The organism is Dysosmobacter segnis, assembly GCF_014297285.1.
Lineage (GTDB): Bacteria > Bacillota > Clostridia > Oscillospirales > Oscillospiraceae > Oscillibacter > Oscillibacter segnis.
The window spans coordinates 1-19,977 of record NZ_JACOQI010000019.1 but is presented as its reverse complement, the minus strand read 5'-3'; the positions used below and the strand labels follow the sequence as shown (position 1 = coordinate 19,977).

Genomic DNA, 19,977 nt, shown 5'->3' with positions numbered 1-19,977 from the left:
CACAAGGGTATTCCGGCAAGCGCTTGAAATATAAAATTCATCAATTCTGATATTCATTGGAGGAAAAGAACATGAAAAACAAGATTTTTGCCACTCTGCTGGCCCTGACGCTGGCCCTGTCCCTCACCGCCTGCGGCAGCAAGTCCGATGACTCTGCCAAGGCCGACACCACCGATGACGCGCAGACCGAGCAGCCTGCGGAGCCCCAGGAGACCGTCACTCTGAACGTAGCTGCCTCTCCCACCCCCCACGCCGAGATCCTGAAGCAGTGCGTACCCATTCTGGCCGAGCAGGGCATCGACCTGCAGATCCACGAGTACAGCGACTATGTGGTGCCCAATACCGCCGTGGAGGACGGCGATGAGGACGCCAACTACTTCCAGCACGTCCCTTATCTGGATGACTTCAACACCACCCGCGGCACCCATCTGGTGAGCGTCACCGGCGTCCACATCGAGCCCATGGGCATCTACGCCGGCAAGTCCGACTCTCTGGACAACCTGCCTGACGGCGCATCCGTGGCCGTCCCCAATGATGCCACCAACGAAGGCCGTGCCCTTCTGCTGCTGGAAGCTCAGGGTCTCATCAAGCTGGCTGACGACTCCAACCTCTCCTCTACCCCCAAGGACATCGTGGAGAATCCCAAGAACCTGACCTTCACCGAGGTGGAAGCCGCTACCATCCCCAGCATCGCCAGCGAGGTGGATCTCGCCGTCATCAACTCCAACTATGCGCTGGGCGCCGGTCTGAACCCCGTTGAGGACGCTCTGGCTCTGGAATCCTCCGACTCCCCCTATGTGAACGTGCTGGTCTGCAAAGAGGGCAACGAGAACAACGCCGCCATCCAGGCTCTGGCCGAGGCCCTGCACTCCGATGCCGTGAAGAACTACATCGCCGAAAACTTTGACGGTGCCGTCATCGCCGTTGACTAAATCTTCCAGCCTATATCATGAGGACCTCCGGCTCTGCCGGGGGTCCTCAGCGTATTACGCATTTTTCGCTGCCTTGCTCCGGCAAAAACGTAGAATCTCCCTTCGCAGGGAAGGGGGTATTTGCTGAGGACACCTTTGCGGGTTTCCTTTCGTTTTTCAACACGAACCGCCGCTAGCGGGCTACGAGGCTCGAACTCGCTTCCCGGCATCCCACGAATTGCGTTCCGCAATTCGCAGAAACCCTGCCTCACCTCTGTTTGAAATGCGCTTCGCGCATGGGTGTCGGTATCGAGTTCTTTTCGTCTGACAAAAAATCAGGGCATCCAAATCGGATGTCCTGATTTACTCTGGAGCGGGCTACGAGGCTCGAACCCGCTTCCCGGCATCCCGCGAATTGCGTTCCGCAATTCGCAGGAACCCTACCTCACCTCTGATTAAAATGCACTTCGCGCATGAGTGTCGGTATCGAGTTCTTTTCGTCTAATAAAAAAATCAGGGCATCCAAATCGGATGTCCTGATTTACTCTGCCTTGTGTTGACGAAAAAGATGCAGGGTGAAAGTCTTGTGTTACAACGGTTTTTAAATTTTAAGTTGTACATTCCAGTCTCATTGAAAAGTCCACTTGCACATTCAAAACAGACCTATACTGAATCTTTACCTCTGCAGCAATTTATGAAGAACCTCTGCAGATTCACAGGAATATAAAGATAAAAACCGAATCAGTAGACTAAGAAAGCAGAGGGCAGCACCACTACTCCCCTTTGCAGGTGATAGGATACCATGGGCGTTTTCATTACGCAGATTTGGTCCACCTCGCTCATCCAGAAGGGTTTCAAATGTGAAAAGGACATTTTCATCGTAAGATTCTCTAAGATTTTCTGCATTTAATAGCTGTGATAGTGGTTTAAATTCTTCTGTCCCATCTTCTTTCAAATATGTAATTGGGTCTCCACACATCTTTGCCAAGTTTCTAATTATATTTTCAGTCTGCGGGAGGAGAATATGCATTGCTGCATACACTTCGTTATTCAACCCCATACTCAATCCCAGTTTAATTATTTCTTTTCTGTCATCTGGGATAATAGCATTATTGTCAATCAAAAAATCCAGATCGCCAGTTTCAATGCCGCCTTGCTTTTGAATGTAGCTATAGGCGATTCTAAGTGAAATTGATTCTCCCAAATTCCTGCAGTCTGTCACATAAGCTACCATGTGTTCATGAAACAAATTAGGATCCTTTTCGGGTTCATGAAAATCTAATGGGGGAATAATTTTTATGACTCGCCCCTCTTCATCCATTATCCGCTTAGACAACAGGTTCAAAAACATATTTTTTCGTCGGTCTTCCAAAACGCCTCGCCGTACATCTGCAATGTTATAAATTAGGGCTATTCTCCCGTATTCTACAATCATCTCCTGACGGGAAAGTCCATGGAAAAGCCTATCCAACTGGCTGCGAATAGGGGTAAGATCATACTTAATGGGAATGGATGACATTGTATGCAATCCCGCGTGTTGTAATTCTTCAATTTTTTCGTGTAAATCAAGACGTTTTTCACGATCTAGTCTACTGTCATACAGCCTGTACGCACATAGCAGCATTTGAATTGCCTGGTAAGGATGTCTTGCCGACTCTGTTGCTATTTTTTCGTAGTACCTTGCCAACTCTAATTGCAATGGGTGAATCTCACCTTGCCGCTTTAGCTTTTTGAGCAATTCACACTGAATGGCAACAGAATATCTAACAATAGGTTCGGTTGTGGCATCCACTATGGATTTATCAAAAATTTTTCGACACGAGATAAGATACTGATTTTGTTTCTCTTCCGATATATACGGCACAGCTATTTCTATCAACTTTAATGGCAAAAAACTACCATTGCAATTCTCCATTTTCTGTATTGCCGAATCGATCTGTTGAAGCACGGTTGAAAAGCTATTATTTTTAATTTTAGGCTTTAGGGCAATCTGAAAAGCCCTTCTGACTGCATGATAACAAACAACCCATTCATTCGGATCAAAAGATTCATTAAACAACCGCAGATTTTCTTCCACCGCCGTTTGCGCGAATGGTTGCTCACATGTCCTGACCCATATAATGTCTGAGAGCTGTGCCTTGACCCAGGCTGATGTAAAGTGGGGAAGAGTCTCCTTCAAGGTTTCGATACCACTATCATCTAAGTCCTCCATTGCAAAGGTTCTTCGTCCATCAGCCATAACAGCTTGAGGAACATAGTTGTCATTCTCGTCGCTGTAGCCCATGGAGAGGGCTCCACTAAGAACATTAAGGGCTTTCTTATCCTCTTCCTCTTTGGCATTCTCGCTGGCGATTTCGAAGTATCGAACAGCAGAAAACTGAATGTCCCCCGTGCCCTGGTCAAATTCATCCAAACACTTTATAACAAATTGAGACAGCATCTTTACCCCTCCCATGCAATTGGCATCTGCGTTACCTTGCAATTATATTTTATCACAAGAGCAACACTTACGCAAAAATGATAGTATTTCCTTCTTTCTCAAACAAGAATAGCCAGGGGAATGACGTAAAACCGTCATTCCCCTGGCTACTCTTGTTATTTCAGTCGGATAATCTGCTTATAGAGCATTACGAACTCTTTCGCTACCACCATGTTTTCGTGGTAGTGTCCGAAAAACCAGTATTGGAATCGGCATCGCTCTCGAACCTCATCGAGAAAGTCTGTCAGGGCATCCCGTTGGAACAACCCGCCGCTGAATGTGTCTTGAATGCTGCTGGGGCAGCAGTGGGTGATGATGTAGTCTACATTCCAGCCAGCCTTGTCCAGCGTTTCTCGCGCGGTCTGGTATTCCGCATCGTCGGGCAGTTCCTCTTTCCACCAGGAGTGGTGATCGACACGGAACAGCGCTCCTGCGGCATTAAGCTGCCGGAGCTTTCGTTCAAAGTTCGGATCGTCCGGCTCTAAAATGCCGTCTTGGATATCGTGACTGCTTGCGCCACCCATTGTGAAGATCCGCTTTCCGCTGATCTCATAAAGCTGTCCCCGCATCAGGTGCAGGACGCTGGGGCGAATCACCTGTACGAGTCCGCCGTGCCACTGATTGATCGGGTAACTGCAGAGCAGGTCGAAATTTTCGTGATTCCCACTCACAAACAGCGTCGTGAACGGCCTGTTTTCCAACCAGTCCAGCCATTGCTGTTCGGTATTGCTGCCATCCCAGATGCCGCCGAAGTCGCCGCAAATGACCAGGTAATCTGCTTTCGTCAGCTGCACCTGCTCATAAAAGGCCGCGGGGCGAAGTCTGCTGAAATCACCATGTGTATCGCCAGTCATAAAAATTGCCATATTCTTTACTCCATTTCTTCTTATAATTCTTGTTCCATCACCATCTCCGAATCCCGGAAGTGGATGCGAATAGTCTCCTCGTCCTCTACCGTGATCTTCTGGATGATCTGACGGACGAACTCATCGTCGAACTCCGTGTAGCCCGCGCTGCACTCCATGATGCTGTCCCACATTTGCTGATGGCGGGCGGCCTGTTCCTCCAAGCTGACTTCCATCTGTTGGGTGTCCAGGATCTGTGCTTTGAGGGATTCTTTCTCGTCCGTCAGGGCCTTCATTTTGGCATTCAGTTCGGCATCGCCCATGTTCTCCAGCAGCCGGTCCAGCAGATCGCTTTGCTCCCGACTCACCGCTTCCAGGTGTTTCTTCAGTTCCAGCAGCTTTGCGCCAGCCTGCGATAATGCCTGCTTGGCTTCCTCTGCCATCGCCAGTACATCGGGGCAGACCTCCTGCCGGATGGCGGCAAACTCGTTCATGGCGGCGAGGATTGCACTGTGGAGCTTGCTCTCATCCAGTGTCGGGGAGTTGTGACAGTATTTCGTGCCGAACTCCAATCTGGACACGCAGCGCCATACGATCCGCTTTTTCCCGTTTCTTGCCCAAGTCACTCGTTTGTACGGGGAACCGCACTCACCGCATACCAGCAGTTCTGTCAGGGCGTATTTACCGGAGTATTTCCCCAGCTCTGTTTTGCCACTCTTTTGCAGCACTTTGCGCTTGCTGGAGCGACGCGTCATCTCGTTTCTCACCTGATCGAACACCTCTCTGGAGATGATGGCAGGATGGTTGTTCTCCACATAGTACATGGCGCGCTCGCCCTGGTTTTTCTTCACCTTCTTGGAGATGCAGTCCGTGATATAGGTCTTTTGCAGCAAGGCGTCTCCGATGTATTTTTCATTCGTCAGGATGTTGTGGATGATGGCAGGCGACCAGGAGTCTACCCCCTGTGCGGTCGGGACCTTGTCCTCGTCTAATTCTCGCTTGATCTGCCCCAGCGTACAGCCATCCAGATACCGGTGATAAATCCGCTTGATGACCTCGGCTTCCTCCGGGACGATCTCCGGCTGTCCATCTGCGCCCCTGCGGTATCCCAGCATCTTTTTGTATTGGAAGGTCACTTTTCCGGCTTCCGCGCTTTTTGCTTTGCCCCAAGCGACATTCTTGCTCAGGGATTCGGATTCCGCCTGGGCGAAACCGCTGAACAGGGTGATCAGGAACTCGCTGGATTCCGTCAGCGTATTGATGTTCTCTTTTTCGAAGTACACACCGATGCCGTTGGCTTTTAGCAGGCGCACTGTTTCCAAGCAGTCCACGGTGTTTCTGGCGAAGCGGGAGAGAGATTTTGTGATGATGAGGTCGATATGGCCTCGTTTGCAGGCAGTGATCATCTTTTTGAACTCTGTTCGCTTTTTGAGACTGGTACCCGTGATGCCCTCGTCGGCATAGATCCCCGCCATTTCCCAATCCGGACTGTCCTCGATTTTCTGTGTGTAGTAGGACTTTTGGGCTTCATAGCTGTTGAGCTGTTCTTCACTGTCGGTAGATACCCGGCAGTAGGCCGCCACCCGCTTTTTCCCATTATGGGTGCTGTGAATGGCTCCCTGCGTTTTTGTAGCGGGAATCACCCGCACCCGCCTATCTAAAATCGTTGTCGCTTCCATGTATCATTCGTCCTTTCCTGCCTGATCTGTAAACTGAACTGTTATGATATGCTCCTGTGTGATCGTGATATAAGAAACCACCCGCCGAAAGTGATTCCAATCTGCTTTCGGTAGGTGGTCAAAATTTTCATATTCAGAAATTGGCTCCGGACAGCAATCGTATCGTGCAGCTACCCCTTGTAGAATCAGCGCCATCACCGCTTCTGGAGAGTCCGGCTGCTCTAAGCCACGGTTGATGGCATTGCTCAGTCGAATGACTTCCGCAGAGGGGGCATAAGCAGGCTGTTTGGGGTGTTCGTGTGCATAAATCTGTCGATTTGCCTCTGTCAGCACTGTATCCGTATCTGTGGTGATGGTACTGCCGCAGGACCCACATTTGAGGTGCAGCTCGCTGCTATCCAACCATTTACCGCCAATGCGGATGAGCTTTCCACCGCAGGTGCAGCGGAAATAGGGAGTCAGCCGCGCAATGGGGGATTTTCCCCCGCGAGGCTGCCGTAGGGCGTTCTTTTCTTCCGCTTTTTTCCGCGCCGCTTGGAAAGTATCCGCATCTACCGCCGCAGGAAAGCCATCCTTGCCAGTGTAGCGGGGATTTTCCAAAAGGCGTTTTACCTTGTGCTTGTCCCAAAGCGGCGCTTCCGGGCAATACGGGATATTCTGGTGATTCAAAGCATCCGCAACAGCTTGATAGGAAGTGCCGGCGATGTAGAGTGTAAAGGCCATGCGGATGGTCTGCTGTTCCTCCGGCACAATCACCAATGCGCCGTCACGAATCTGATACCCATATAAAATCTTTCGGTTTATCATCTTGCCGCCACCTCCAATTGTTCTGCCAGTTTTAAACCGCCATAAAGCCGGAAGCGGATGCGTGTCTGGGATTCTGCGATGACCTTTTCCACTAAGCTGTCGAACAAGTCCTCATCGAAGATGTTCATCTGTTCCGGCCCATTCTTTATGACATCTGTCATCTTGCGAATGGCATCCATGGTTTCATCCAAAGCCTCGTTTTCCGACAACCGGCGGCGTTCTCCCCGGAGCTGAGTCAGTTTGGCGCTGATGGCATTCATGCGGACGGCGCAGGCATCGGCATCCAGCAAGCCGTTAGCCCGCAGGGTGCTGATTTTATGGCTTTCTTCCGTTGCTTCCGCAATCGCCTTGTTAATCATCAGCATTTTGGGATTATTCTGCCGCAGGATGGTTTCCAAGGCGTTCAGCTGATCCATAGCTGGATTCAGGATCATATCCGCGTTCTCTTTGAGTTTCCGATACATCCGGATAAATGCCGCATGGATCTCCGTTTCTGGGATACGCCCCACGGGGCAGTCCGCAGCATTCCGGTCATGGGTTCGGCAGGCCCATGTCACCAAGCCTTTCGCAGTTTCTCGCCGGATAAATGGCGTCCCGCATTTCTCACAAATTATTTTTCTGGTAAGTGGATATTGACTTCTCGTTGGTTTCTTCCTTTTCGCTTTCTGCTGCAGAAGATTCTGCACTTTTTCAAACCGCTCACGCTCGATGATGGGCAAATGTGTATTTTCTACGTAATACTGCTCTTGCTCTCCGTGGTTGCGTTTTCTAAAAAAGGGAAAACCTTTTGTGAATTTCTTTTGCCCCAGTGCGTCCCCGATATATTTTTCATTGCGTAAAATGTACCGGATTCCATAAGCAGTCCACGGTTTGCGTGTGTTGGTATTTTCAATGCCCCTTCTTGTGAGTTGGTCTGCAATCCATTCCGCACTGCGGCCATTCAAATAGGCATCGAATATCCATTGTACCGTGGTCGCTTCCTCCGGGATGATTTCAAGGTTTTTCTTGTCTATGATCCGATAGCCGTAAGGTGCCGAGCAGGTGATAAATTCCCCTCTTTCCATTCTTCGCTGATAACTTATTTTCTGATTAGCCGAGATGGAAATGGATTCCTGCTGGGCCAGAGAACCGGAAACGCTCACCATCAGTTCGGTGGTGAGCGTTTTCGTGTCGATATTTTCTTTTTCAAATTGGACAGAGACACCCAGAGCGGACAGTTCCCGCAGAGTGGAGAGGCAATCCTTGGTATTTCGGGCGAAGCGGGATACGGACTTCACCAGAATGCGGTCGATCTTACCCTTCCGGCAATCCCGCATCATACGGTTGAAGTCCTCCCGTTTGTCCATCCGGGTACCGGTGAGTCCCTCGTCCGCGTATACGTCTACCAGCTCCCAGCCGTCATGCTGGGCGATCTCCTCCGTGTAGCTGCGGATCTGGGCGGCGTAGGAATGCAGCTGATCCTTGGAGTCCGAACTGACCCGGCAGTAGGCCGCCACCCGCATGTGTTCCGGTTGGAATGTCTGGGGCGCGATCATTTTTACATTTGCCATTTCATTCACTTCCTGTATCTTTTTTGGCAACACACAAGCTACCACACTATCCGCGGAATATCCAGCACTATTCCCGAACAGTCTGCGAGGCGTATTTTTCTCTGGCAAGTCCCTTGGCATAAGCCAGTTCCTTTGCTGTCAGAAAGCCCTTTTCGGATAAGTGTTCCAGCATCCGAACGGCCAGCCGGTACTGCAATTCCTTCTTGGCGTCGATCATGCGCACACCTCAAAATAGCTTTCCGGCTTTCGCTCCCGCAGAAACTTTGTTACTGCTCGTGAACTGCCTGTGACACGCATTTCCGGCAGGGCGTCCAGCATGGCTTTGTTGTATCGGTGTCCGCGGCCTGCGCGCTCATCCAGAATGGCAATGACGCAGGTGTCGGTCTCTGTGCGGATGGCCCGTCCAAAGCCCTGACGCAGCTTAATCTGCATCTCAGGCACGGCCACATTCTGAATAAACTGGCGAAGGGATGCGTATTCCTCCCGCTCTTTTTCCTTCAGTGCGTCCGGATAGGCGAAAGGCAGGCGGGGGATCACCAGCAGGGATACGCAGTCGCCGGGGAAATCAAAGCCTTCCCATGCAGCGCCTGTGGCCAGCAGCACAGCCCCCGGCGTTTGCCGAAACCGCTCCGTCATGTGCATGGCGTTTCTGCCCAGGGTAAATAACGGGAAGCTGAGTTCCCGCTCCCGCAGCCTATCCTTTACTGCTGACATGGCGGCGTAGGAGGTGAACAGCACCAGCGCATGGCCCCAGGCCGCGCGGATGAGTTCCGCGATTTCATCTGCCAATTCATCATAGTACGTTTCCGAGCTTTGACTCGGTGGAAGCTGCGGCAAGTACAGCAGGCAATTCTGCTTATAGTCAAAAGGAGAAAGTGAAACAGACTCCGTTACGCGCCGCCCGTCCATCAGTCCAGTCTGCGAACGAAAACGGTGAAAGTCATCCCCCACAGCCAAAGTCCCAGAGGCCAGCACAAAAGCGTGTTCCGGCCTCCACAGGACCTGGCGCATCTGTTCTGTCAAATCTGAAACGGTGGCGCACAGCATGGTTCCGCCATCGCCGTCATCCGCTGTGTAGAGGATCATATTCGTTCTCGGACTGCTAAAGAGAGACACCGTGCCGCGCAGCTTTTCCAGCTGCCTGCGCCCCTGCGCCGACAGCAGCCTGCCGACCTGCTTCTCAATAACAAGAAGAGAGCGGCTGGGGATCGTCAGCAAATGAAGGTACGCATCCACGGGTTCGGTTTCCTCTCTGGGCTGCGTGAGCTGGCGGAGCAGCGGCCCCATCGTGCCTGCCAGCACATCTGCTGCCAGCAGATATCGTTCCGCGCAGAGCTGGTTGATCACGCTCTGGATGTCACCGGCAGTCAGCGTCATACCAAACATCTCCCGCGCCGCTTCCGGCAGTTTATGGGCCTCATCTACGATGATGACGCTATGCTCCGGGAAAATGGGGCGTTTCCCCTGACTGCGGTGGATGGCGTCCGCCAGCAAAAGATTATGGTTACAGATCTGGAACACATATCGATCCGCGTCGCAGCGTTTCAGAAAGCGCTTGTACCGACAGTCCTGATGGTCGCAGTCGCAGAACTGCGGAACGCAGACACGTTCCCAGTCATAACCGCTGAGATGGGGGACATTGTCCATGTCCAGCGTTCCTTTCAGCGCGCGAAGGGCGTCGGCGGCTGCCGGATCTTTCTTTTGAAAGTTCACCTGACGAAGCCGTCTTTGCAGGCGTTCGTCGCAAACATAATGGCCTTTGCCTTTGCGGATCACAGAGAGTAGTGGGCGGTCGATCTGTCTGTCTGCCAGCAGGGTGCAGGACAGCAGCGGAAGGTATTCTGTCTGCACGGCGTTCTGCAAGGCGATGCTGGAGGTGGAGATAATGATGGGCTTGTGCAGTGCCTCCGTGCCGGATCGGTTGGCCGCTGCGGCAGCTGCCAGATAAGCGTAGGTCTTGCCGATGCCGGTGCCTGCGTCGCACAGGGCGATGCCGCCGTTCAGCATGGTATCCAACATTCGGTGGCTGAGCTTGATCTGCTCGGAACGCTCCACCATGCCCTGGGCAGGCAGCAGGTCTTTGAAAATATGGTCGATCATGGCGTGGGCTTTCTGCCTGTTTGTATCATTTGTATTCATCCGTGGATTTCCCCTATCATGATAAAAAGTATTTTTGTCATTCGTTTCACCGTATTTGCAGCTCGCGCCCCGGTGGATAAAGGGAACAGTACGGACAGAAGGCGGCTACCTTCTCACGGGCGTATTCCTGGGGTCTCTACTGCTTTCAACCCCAGGGCAGCCCAGCCTCATCATGCTGGCCAGTGCTTTGTGTCTCATTATCAGCCCGAACAGAGTCAATGCCAGCCGACTTTGCCAAAGTCGGCCCGTCACAGGTTTTATCGCTCGCCGAAGATATCTCCTCCGGGTCATGGCGCACACTGCGCGAACGCTCATCCGTCCGGGCGGTTGCCCGTACTGCTGGTATGCACTTTTCAAGGAACAGCGAGGGATCTCCTTTTGGGTCCCTCACTGTCCTCCCGAAAAAGGCTACGGGTGAATACCCTTAATTTGAAAAATTCTCAAAATATTTTTTCAGATCCCGCAGAATACGGTCCCGGCGTTTGATGACCGCCCTCTGGGTAATTCCGATCCGCGCCGCGTAGTCTCTGGTGGATGCGCCGTCGAAGAACAATGCGTTGATCAACTCCCGATCCGCGTCATTCAGAGACAGCATGGCCAACAGCAACATCTCCTTTCGTTCCGCAAGGCTCTGTGCCTGCTCCCGTTCCAGTGCTTCTTCCTCCGCGCTTGGGGCTGTTTCCGCGCCGACATAGTCCGAAAGCAGGTCGTCCTCCGCCATCTGTTCCAGTGAGAGGAGTTTCCCGGAAAACTGTTCCTCCCGTACATACCGCTCCCGGCGGTCCGCCTGGGAGTAGGCCAGATACACATCCTCCGCCACTTCCACATCCACACCATCCACGGTGATGATATTGGCGATCACTTCACCAGCTTCGTTGTAAATGCGTCTATAATTGCGTTCTTCCTGCCATTTTTTCATTTTTCGTGACTCCAATCTCAGATTTTTTTGAAAGTTCTGAGATCGGGTCACGGGTATCTGGCGACATAGGGCTGCCAACGATGGAGCATACAAGTCCTTTCCGCCATTCAACAATGCGAAAAGGGCGCAAAAAAAGAGCCTTACGCATAGCTGAAAAGCTACTTGTAAGGCTCCTAACTCAATACTTCCCTCTTACGTCTGATTCGACGCTGGGTGGTTGGTGCGCTTGACGAAGTTATATATTGTTTTGTCTTTTCTTAATTCAGGCCCATGCCGTATCTCTGCAGAGAGTGGGCACGATAATCGACGGCTCGGTCCTGTGCCGCACGGTGATCCCCACCTGCATACCGCACCTTGGACACTTTGCGATAATATCAGCTGGTTCATCCCCTACCATGGCAAACAGCCGATATTGGGAAAGGGCCGCCCCCGCTGGGGCATCCGCGATCCGTCCCTTCTCGCAGATGGGACAGCGAAGGATCTTGCGTATTTCTTGTTCCATGGCGCCTCGCTTTCTCTGTTCTCTTTTTTGAGAACAGCTTCCTAAAATTTTTTCACAGCAGATGATGGTTCTCCAGCCGGATACGCATGGCTTGCTTGGAGACTTGAAAAATGTCGGCCATATCCGCGACCAATTGTTGGCGATCCCTGCCAGGTTGGAGCTGGTAAAAGCATCGCTTTACTTGGGGCAGCGGCATCAGAAGGATGGACCCCAGCAGATTCGCCTGCATTTCCAATGCGCTGTTCTGCGTTCTGACGATGTTTGTTCCTGTCATCATGGCTGCACTCTCGCCGGTTCCGCTGTACAGTCTCTTATGCAGCAGCCAGTGTGCCAGCTCATGAGCGCAGGTAAAGCGCAGTCGGCCTGTGGAGGCATCCTCTCTGCAGAGGGAGCTATCGATGAGTATGGTGCCGCCCTTGACCGCAATGACGGTATATCCTGGGATATCGTAATCATAGATAATGGCGCCGCCATCATCAAAAACCGTTTCGCCCAAGACACACCCGGTTTTCCGCAGGCACTGATATTCCAGCGTGATCCCCTGTGCTTCGATGATGTCCTCGATAGGGATCATTCTGGGAACGCCATAATAGAGATTCGGATCATAGGCGGTGATGACTTCGCGGGCGATCCCCTCCAGAGCCTGTTCCCTGTAATATGGTGTTCTCATGCCTTGGTATCACTGTCCTCTCCGGATGATCTCATGCGCCGGTTGATCCGGTCGATAAAATCCTGCCACTCCTGGTCGGTGGCGTCTGCCTCCCTGGCTGTGCGCAATGCAGCCCGGACGATGTCTCGATCCATGATGTAGTCCGGAAGGTCTGCGGATACCCGATTTTGCTTGGATTTTGCCGCAAGGTCAAGCAACCATTCCCGTTCTGGCTTGTCCAACTGCAGCAGCAGGGCCATCCGTTCCAGATATTCCTGCGAAGGAGCCGCACGGCGGTCATTCTCAATGTTGCTCATATAGACCGGCGACAGGTCCAGCTTTGCCGCCATGCCTCGGAGCGTCAGGCCGCGCGCTATACGCTTCTCCCGAAGGAAGCTGCCAAAGGTCTGTTCCACGCATTTCACCTCCTCGTGCGTTCTCTCGATTGGGAACAGTGCCAGTATAGCAAACATTTGTTCGATTAGCAAGTCAAGAAGGCAGAGGTGTTCCCCGCAAGGAACACCTCTGCCGGATCACTGCAGCCATGCGGCCATGCCGCGCATTTCGTCCAGCACCTCTGCAGGGCCGAGGATTTGGATCTTGCCGCAGAAGGTGAACACCCATGCAAAAAACGGTGGACTGGGTGCTACCTCCACGATGGCCTTGAAGTGGCCGTCATCTGCTGTCACCGTTGAGACTTCTTCGCCAAAGCGGTCTATCACGCTGCGCATAACCTCGTTATCGCACAGCAGTTCCACCGTACACAGATTGTCCGGGTACATTCCGAATATTTTCCGCACATACTCAGCCGGGTCGAAGTCCGGCATACAAACAGCCGCCTGGTCGGATGATTCCACAGCCACCATTCGATCCACCCGGAACTGTGCCAGCTTCCCGTGCTTTTCCGACCAGCCCACTGTGTAATAACAATCCCGGCTCCAGATAAGGGCATACGGGCTGAACTGATAGCGGTAGCCGTTATGCTTGAGTATCTTTTCTTTCTGCGGGGTGTATTCGTAATACTGAAAGGTGATCTGCCGTTTTTCCTGAATGGCGTTATGGATCTCATCCACGCTGTAATAAATACACTCATTCTCCGGTTTGGCGGTACCTTCCATATAGATATGCCGATCTAACTGGCGGGCATGAGATTCACTGGTGAGCTTACCCAGCTTTTCAATAAGCCGTTCGCTTTTCTTGGCCGTAATAAAGCGGGAGGATTCTACCGCGTCCACCAGTAGCTTCAACTCCGGCAGTTCAAACCGCCTCTCGCCCACGAAGTATCGATTCTGGGTGCTTTTGACGCAGACGATGTCCATGCCGTTGCTTTGCAAGACTTCAATAGCGGAATATACGCTCTTGCGCCCTGCCTGAATGCCATGTTCCCGCCAGAAGGCAAGAATATCCGCTACGGAAGCCGGATGCTGATCATCCGTATGCTCATACAGATACCGCTGTAAAAGCAGCAGACCATATTGGGATTCATTTTTCATGTAGCAGCCCTCCATTCAAATGAGAAAAGGCGCGGCGGCAATGTGTAACCGTCAAACGCAGCAGCGGATGAAAGATTTTCCGCGAAAAAGAGAGAATACCCCTTATAGAGCGTAGAGTTCACGCACTATGCGTGTACTCTACGCAAAAAATGGAGGAGCGCTGGCGGTAGAGGCTGAGAAAGAGGCTTCATTTGATTTCCTGTTCCAGCATATCGAATTCAGGTGTGGAGAAGAACTCGCCGAGGGTAATGTCAAGACCATCACAAAGCTTCTTAATCGTCACGACGCCCGGATTTTTGCTTTCATCATTAAGGATACTCTTGATGGTTGCCTGAGGAACAGCAGATAGATTTGCTAACCCATTCGGCGTAATTTTTCGTTCTGCGCAAAGTTGGCGGATGCGAAGTGCAACAGTTTCCCGAGTATCCATAGTGTAAACCTCCATGACGATTTATCACTATGGTAAATTATTTGAGAAAAGGTTATTAGTGATACTTCACTAATTGAAAAATATGTGCTAATATAGTGATATAGCACTATATTGCCCATGTGGCCGGCACCTGGCTTACAATTTATCCACCGATAAATTGGGAGGTCAGCACATGGAATACGGTTATGCAAGAGTTTCTACCAAGGAGCAGAATGAACTGCGTCAGCTCATCGCCCTGCGGGAATTCGGGTTAACGGACCGGGCGATTTTTGTGGACAAGCAGTCTGGCAAGGATTTTGACCGCCGCAGCTACCAGCGGCTGCTGCGCAAACTGAAAGACGGCGACACACTTGTGATCAAGAGCATCGACCGTCTCGGAAGAAACTATGAAGAGATCCTGGAGCAATGGCGCATTATCACCAAGGAGAAGAGTGCGGCCATTGTCGTGCTGGATATGCCTCTGCTTGACACACGGCGGAACCGGGATCTCACCGGAACGCTGATCGCGGACATCGTGCTGCAGCTGCTATCCTATGTGGCGCAGACAGAGCGCGAATTCATTCACCAGCGGCAGGCGGAAGGGATCGCCGCAGCGAAGGCGCGTGGCGTGAAATTTGGCAGGCCCCGCAAGGTGCTGCCGGAAGGGTTTGGCGAAGTCAAAGCACGTTGGGAGCGCGGCGAGCTGTCCGCACGGGCAGCAGGAAAACTGCTGGGCGTCACCCACCGGAGCTTTTTGCTCTGGGCTCAGGATGACGTGTGTAAAGAAAATGTTAAGAAAACGTAAAAAGTATAAAGGGCTGGATAAAAAAGTACGCTTTTTTAGTCGGTTTTAAGCTGTTATCCTATTGATATTCTATTAGAGGAGTGCTATGGTTAAGGTGCAGGTTTTGTGTATATCGCTGTGGTCGGCAACCTGTACATTTTTATCCACTGTGCCAGATACACAATGCGCAATAAAAGACCCTTCCGCCTGTATTGCAGGCGGACAAGTATTCTGCGGGAGGTGAGCAGCGATCCATCCGTCTCTGTACGATTTCTGCGCCGGGCATGAACAAGCTCACCTGCTGGCACAATGGGACGATGAACGCAATGCGCCGCTCACGCCGAAGGATGTGACCTACGGAAGCCATCAAAAGGTATGGTGGCGATGCCCCCAAGGCCATTCCTACCGTTCCGAAGTCAGAATCCGCGCGCGGGGAACGGGCTGTCCCGTCTGCGCTGGCCGCATCGTTCTGCCGGAGGAAAACTCTCTGGCGGCAAAATTCCCTGACCTGCTTTCGGAGTGGGACACGGAAAAGAATTCTCCGCTGCTGCCGACGCAGGTCATGCCGGGAGCACACCGGAAGGTCTGGTGGAGGTGTCCGAAAGGACATAGCTGGCAGGCGAGCGTTGCCAGCCGCATCACATCAAACGCAGGCTGTCCGTTCTGCGCGGGACAAAAGGTCCTGTCCGGATTCAATGATCTCGCTTCGCTGCATCCGCAGCTTGCTGAACAGTGGGATCGGAAAAAGAACGGTGCGCTGACGCCGGAGGCGGTGAGCGCATATTCCAATCGCCGCGTGTGGTGGCTCTGTGACAGAGGACATTCCTTCTGTGCGGTCATTGCCCACCGTGTGAACAGGGGGAGCGATTGTCCATATTGCACCAACCGCAAGGTCCTGCCGGGATTTAATGATCTGGAGACCAAGGAGCCGGTGATCGCATCGCAGTGGCATCCGACCCTTAACGGCAGTTTCACGCCACAGCAGGTGACGCCCGGCAGCAGCCGGAGGGCCTGGTGGCTGTGTGAAAACGGCCACGCGTGGAAATCGGTTATCAGCAGCCGTACAGGAAAGCAGCGCTGCGGCTGCCCCGTCTGCGCAGGCAGGCCGCTGAGCCAATGTACGGCGATTCTAACTGAACAATCGGCCAGACCGCCGAATCTCGGCGCGGCCATGGACGTTGTGCGCCGCAGGCTGGGGGACAGTAGAGCTGATTCCCTTGCCATGCGGAGCGACGTATATTCCCCGTGCCAACCGGAAACGTTTTCGAATGATTCCGGTTCACATAATTACCCCAAAAATCTTATAGGAGGGAAGCTATGAAACACATAACAAGCAAGCTCTTGTCTCTGCTGCTGACGCTGGCCATGCTCCTGAGCATGATCCCCGCGGCGTATGCAGAGGGGACAGAGGGCACGACCGAGGGTAGTACCTCAACCGAAAAAGTCGTCGCCGAGGTCGGCGAGACGACCGCCACGACCGAAACGCTCAACGACAGCACGACCGTGACGAGTTCGAACGCGGCAACGGCGGTTGGCGACGGCAGCGAAAACAATCCCTACACCCTCGAACAGCTGAGCAAAATGACCCGCGATCAGTACATCACCGCGCAGAAAGCGCTCGGTGGCACGATGTACGTCACCGTCGGCGACTACCGCTATGACAAAAACGGCGTACTCGGCAACGGTAAGAGAGACGACACGACGGGGCAGATTGAGGATCGCAACGTCCTGAACGGCTACAACTCCAACGGCTATCTGGGCGAGAAGAACGACGGTGCGAACGGCAAGAACATCGTCTTTGTCGGCGGCAAGATCACCAGCGGCGCGACCGGCTACACCAGCATCGACAACATCGGCACGTCCCTGCTGCTGGCTGTCCCCGCCTACACCAACGTGACCTTTAAGGGCACCACGTTCAATAACGTCATGAGCTTCAACTACCAGCTCTACACCGGCCCGTGGAGCCAGCTGGGCGAGCTGAAGTTCGACGGCTGCACCTTCAACGGCATCATCGTCGGTGCGATCGCCGCGCAGACGCTGACCTTCAACGGCTGCACGTTCAATAATTACGAAAACACGGATTCTGCGAACAACTCCAACCCGACGTGGATCCGTCCCGCCTACGGCAACTGGAAGAAGGACGACAACGAGGGGCAGGGTGACAACTTCAAGTCTCTGACCACCATCAACTTCACCGGCAACACCGTCACCAGCACCCGCCCGGTGAAGTTTGAGTACATTTCGCAGTGGGACATCACGAGCACTGTTACTGCGACCAGCAACACATTTGATATCACAGCACAGCCTGGCGATACCAGCATCAAGAATGTTGGTCTGTATCTCGGCGCTCACACGGATAAAAACGAGTTCCATCTTGTGGCGGATAACAACACCAAGTCGAAAGGCACCGCCGCGCTCTACACGATTCCCAAAGGAACAACATCCCTGCCCGCCGGCTCGACGGTGAAGGACAGCAGCGGCAATGAGATCGAACTCACCGATGCGCTTGCGTGGAAGGGCACAAAGGACGATGTTCTTACGCTGAAAACCGAATGCGAAGCAAAGATTGGCGATGCGTATTACGCCACCCTCGCCGACGCCTTTGCGGCCGCAGACAAAACCGGCGACACCGTGATCGAGCTGCTGGATGACATCAATATGACCGGTAAGAACTGGACGCCGGTGGGTGTGGATGGATACCATGGTCAGGGCGTCATCACCCTGAACGGCAACGGCAAGACCATCACCGGCCTGAGCGCCCCCTTGTTTGCGGGCGGCTTTGCGGGCAAATCCGGCATTGTGATCAAGGATCTGACCATTGCTGGTGCGGATATCAACGACACAACGAATAATCAGGGAATCGGCGCATTTATCAACTGCGTGGATTCCATGACTCGAATCGAACTGGATAACTGCCATCTGAAGAACAGCAAAATTGTCAGCACCGGCGGCGCGCGCGTCGGCGGTCTGATTGGCTGGACATCCGGCTATAACAACCAGAACGACGGCCCGGTCGATACCAAGGTCACGCTTACAAACTGCTCCGTCGAGAATGTGACGATTGAGGCGAAGGGCTCTGTCGGCGGCCTGATCGGTCACGCCGGTGCGAATCCCGCCACCTACCACGACATCACCGACTGCACCGTGAGCGGCTGCACGCTGACGTCCACAAAGGATAGTGGCAACTATGTCGGCACGCTGGTCGGCACGGCGAACGTTGGGCAGATCACCGTTGACGCTGCTTCTTCTGCCAGCGGCAATACGCTGAAGCAGAACAGCAGTGCAAGTGAGGAAGCGTCCGACAAAATTCTTGGCCGCGACGCGGTCAACGATACCGGTCTTGTGATCGTTGACAACAAGGTCGTTGCCGCCGGTACTGCTTACGGCGATATTGTTAACAAGAACGCCAACGAAGTGCTTGTGGAGGTTTCGAAGGGTCATTGGGTGAAGCCGCACGAGGAGACGGTCGCTATGATCGGGGCAAAGCAGTACACCACCCTCCCCGACGCTATCACCGCCGCTGACGAAAACGCGACCGTCACGCTGCTGAAGGATGTGACCGTTACAAAGCCGATTGAAGTCACGAAGAGCATGACGCTTGATCTGAACGGTCATGTACTGACTGCTGCGACGGTATCGGATAGAAGTGAATCTAAGGATGAGAAAAACAGTGCGATTTGGGTCACTGCTAAAAATGTAAACTTGACCATCAACGGCATGACCGCAGGAAGCGGCATGAAGATGGGAGACACGCATAATACCGAATGGGAGACGAAAGTCTGGGGATTTGTTGACCTTCGCGAAGGTTCTGCCGGCTCTACAGTGACGATTAACGGCGGATCTTACACCGGAAGCACCTGCGCAAGCGACAACTACCACTACACTGCATTGTTTACGGTGGGCAGTGAGAGCAAGTTGGTCCTGAACAATGTCAGCGCCGAGACGGACGAGCGCGTTGTGAAGGCTTCCGGCTGTGGTGAGGTCATTGTCTCCGGCGGCACCTATAACATCACTGGTATCAATGCATTCTTGGGCGCTGCTTTTGAAACCAAGACCGCATCGTTCACCGACATGAAGCTGACCGCAAAATACGGCGGCTGCGTGCAGGTTGGAAGCAATGCAACATTGGAAAATTGCGAGATCAAAGTTACGGATATCAGAACTGGAGATGGCACGTACTTGAATTGTGCGGTGGCTGTTCAGTATGGCGGCACCGCCACTGTAAAGAGCGGCACCTATACCGCTCCGTATGCTGCCTATGTTTACAACTCCGGCGGTACGATCAACATTGAGAACGGTACATTTACCGGTGTTGTTCGCGCTGATGCTACAACTGACACAACAGCTGTTATCAATATCAAAAATGGCTCTTTCAATGGCGAAATTCAGAAGGGCGGCGGCCCGGGCAGCGAGACCATCTCCATCACCGGCGGCACGTTCAGCAGCGACCCGAGCGTTCACGTTGTGGGCAACGGCAACACCAACATCGTCAAGCGCGCTGGCAGCGAGGGCGCTTATACCTATACGGTTCTTGCAAAATCCGGCTTGACCTCCGGCGTGTATCTGACAAACCCCTCCGGCGCTCTGGCAAACAATTACTATGTGAGCAGCACCGCGAACGGTGTCTGGACGGTCAGCTACTCTGCGCCCAGCTCCGGCGGCGGTTCCAGCTCTTCCTCCAGACGCTATGATGTCTCCGCGCCCTCTGTCAAGCACGGCGATGTGACCGTCAGCCCCAAGAGCGCCTCCAAGGGCGATACCGTGACCATCACCGTCAAGCCCGACAGCGGCTATGAGCTGGACACCCTGAC

General features: G+C 53.0%; 17 protein-coding genes. 4 read left to right on the top strand and 13 right to left on the bottom strand.

Translation table 11 applies throughout. From position 1 onward, the window contains the following. The first annotated feature begins 71 nt into the window (after positions 1-71). Entirely contained in the window at positions 72-932 is an 861-nt protein-coding gene (locus H8Z83_RS14935) for a MetQ/NlpA family ABC transporter substrate-binding protein (RefSeq protein ID WP_187015786.1), read from the top strand. 655 nt (positions 933-1,587) lie between these two features. Here H8Z83_RS14935 and H8Z83_RS14930 read toward each other — a convergent pair. From H8Z83_RS14930 to H8Z83_RS14870, 13 genes are all read right to left on the bottom strand, one after another. After that, the gene (locus H8Z83_RS14930) at positions 1,588-3,351 is read right to left on the bottom strand and encodes a DUF7380 domain-containing protein (RefSeq protein WP_187015785.1); all 1,764 of its coding nucleotides are present in this window, start codon (positions 3,349-3,351) and stop codon (positions 1,588-1,590) included. Between the two features lie 155 nt (positions 3,352-3,506). Beyond that, positions 3,507-4,256, bottom strand: coding sequence for a metallophosphoesterase family protein (locus H8Z83_RS14925; protein ID WP_187015784.1), 750 nt, complete (start codon positions 4,254-4,256; stop codon positions 3,507-3,509). A 20-nt stretch (positions 4,257-4,276) separates the two neighbouring features. Then, positions 4,277-5,914 (bottom strand): recombinase family protein, encoded by a 1,638-nt coding sequence (locus tag H8Z83_RS14920; protein WP_187015783.1) that lies wholly within the window; start codon positions 5,912-5,914, stop codon positions 4,277-4,279. Positions 5,915-5,917: 3 nt separating this feature from the next. Then, entirely contained in the window at positions 5,918-6,721 is an 804-nt protein-coding gene (locus H8Z83_RS14915) for a recombinase family protein (protein WP_187015782.1), read from the bottom strand. Further along, positions 6,718-8,271 carry a recombinase family protein gene (locus H8Z83_RS14910; RefSeq protein WP_187015781.1) on the bottom strand — a complete coding sequence of 518 codons (1,554 nt, stop codon included), beginning with the start codon at positions 8,269-8,271 and terminating at the stop codon, positions 6,718-6,720. The genes H8Z83_RS14915 and H8Z83_RS14910 overlap by 4 nt, the downstream gene beginning before the upstream one ends. Before the next feature lie 67 nt (positions 8,272-8,338). Further along, positions 8,339-8,488 carry a hypothetical protein gene (locus H8Z83_RS14905; RefSeq protein WP_187015823.1) on the bottom strand — a complete coding sequence of 50 codons (150 nt, stop codon included), beginning with the start codon at positions 8,486-8,488 and terminating at the stop codon, positions 8,339-8,341. Continuing rightward, positions 8,485-10,410 (bottom strand): ATP-dependent DNA helicase, encoded by a 1,926-nt coding sequence (locus H8Z83_RS14900; protein ID WP_187015780.1) that lies wholly within the window; start codon positions 10,408-10,410, stop codon positions 8,485-8,487. The genes H8Z83_RS14905 and H8Z83_RS14900 overlap by 4 nt, the downstream gene beginning before the upstream one ends. 424 nt (positions 10,411-10,834) lie before the next feature. Beyond that, a complete protein-coding gene (locus H8Z83_RS14895; protein WP_187015779.1) occupies positions 10,835-11,329 on the bottom strand; it encodes a sigma-70 RNA polymerase sigma factor region 4 domain-containing protein in 495 nt (164 codons plus the stop codon). 262 nt (positions 11,330-11,591) lie between these two features. Beyond that, a complete protein-coding gene (locus H8Z83_RS14890) occupies positions 11,592-11,831 on the bottom strand; it encodes a hypothetical protein (RefSeq protein WP_187015778.1) in 240 nt (79 codons plus the stop codon). A gap of 52 nt (positions 11,832-11,883) precedes the next feature. Then, on the bottom strand, positions 11,884-12,501 hold the full coding sequence (locus H8Z83_RS14885) for an ImmA/IrrE family metallo-endopeptidase (RefSeq protein WP_187015777.1): 618 nt from the start codon (positions 12,499-12,501) through the stop codon (positions 11,884-11,886). Then, positions 12,498-12,896: a helix-turn-helix domain-containing protein gene (locus H8Z83_RS14880; protein WP_366464380.1), complete on the bottom strand. Its 399-nt coding sequence runs from the start codon at positions 12,894-12,896 to the stop codon at positions 12,498-12,500. The genes H8Z83_RS14885 and H8Z83_RS14880 overlap by 4 nt, the downstream gene beginning before the upstream one ends. Positions 12,897-13,013: 117 nt before the next feature. Further along, positions 13,014-13,973: a helix-turn-helix transcriptional regulator gene (locus tag H8Z83_RS14875; RefSeq protein WP_187015775.1), complete on the bottom strand. Its 960-nt coding sequence runs from the start codon at positions 13,971-13,973 to the stop codon at positions 13,014-13,016. 187 nt (positions 13,974-14,160) lie between these two features. After that, positions 14,161-14,403 (bottom strand): helix-turn-helix domain-containing protein, encoded by a 243-nt coding sequence (locus H8Z83_RS14870; protein ID WP_187015774.1) that lies wholly within the window; start codon positions 14,401-14,403, stop codon positions 14,161-14,163. Between the two features lie 172 nt (positions 14,404-14,575). Between H8Z83_RS14870 and H8Z83_RS14865 the strand changes: the two genes are divergently transcribed. The 3 genes from H8Z83_RS14865 to H8Z83_RS19695 all read left to right on the top strand — a co-directional run. Continuing rightward, the gene (locus tag H8Z83_RS14865) at positions 14,576-15,187 is read left to right on the top strand and encodes a recombinase family protein (RefSeq protein WP_187015773.1); all 612 of its coding nucleotides are present in this window, start codon (positions 14,576-14,578) and stop codon (positions 15,185-15,187) included. Positions 15,188-15,416: 229 nt separating this feature from the next. Beyond that, a complete protein-coding gene (locus H8Z83_RS14860; RefSeq protein WP_366464398.1) occupies positions 15,417-16,487 on the top strand; it encodes a zinc-ribbon domain-containing protein in 1,071 nt (356 codons plus the stop codon). Next, a partial coding sequence (locus H8Z83_RS19695) for an InlB B-repeat-containing protein (RefSeq protein WP_494546120.1) occupies positions 16,484-19,977 on the top strand: 3,494 nt, incomplete at its 3' end. The genes H8Z83_RS14860 and H8Z83_RS19695, both read left to right, overlap by 4 nt.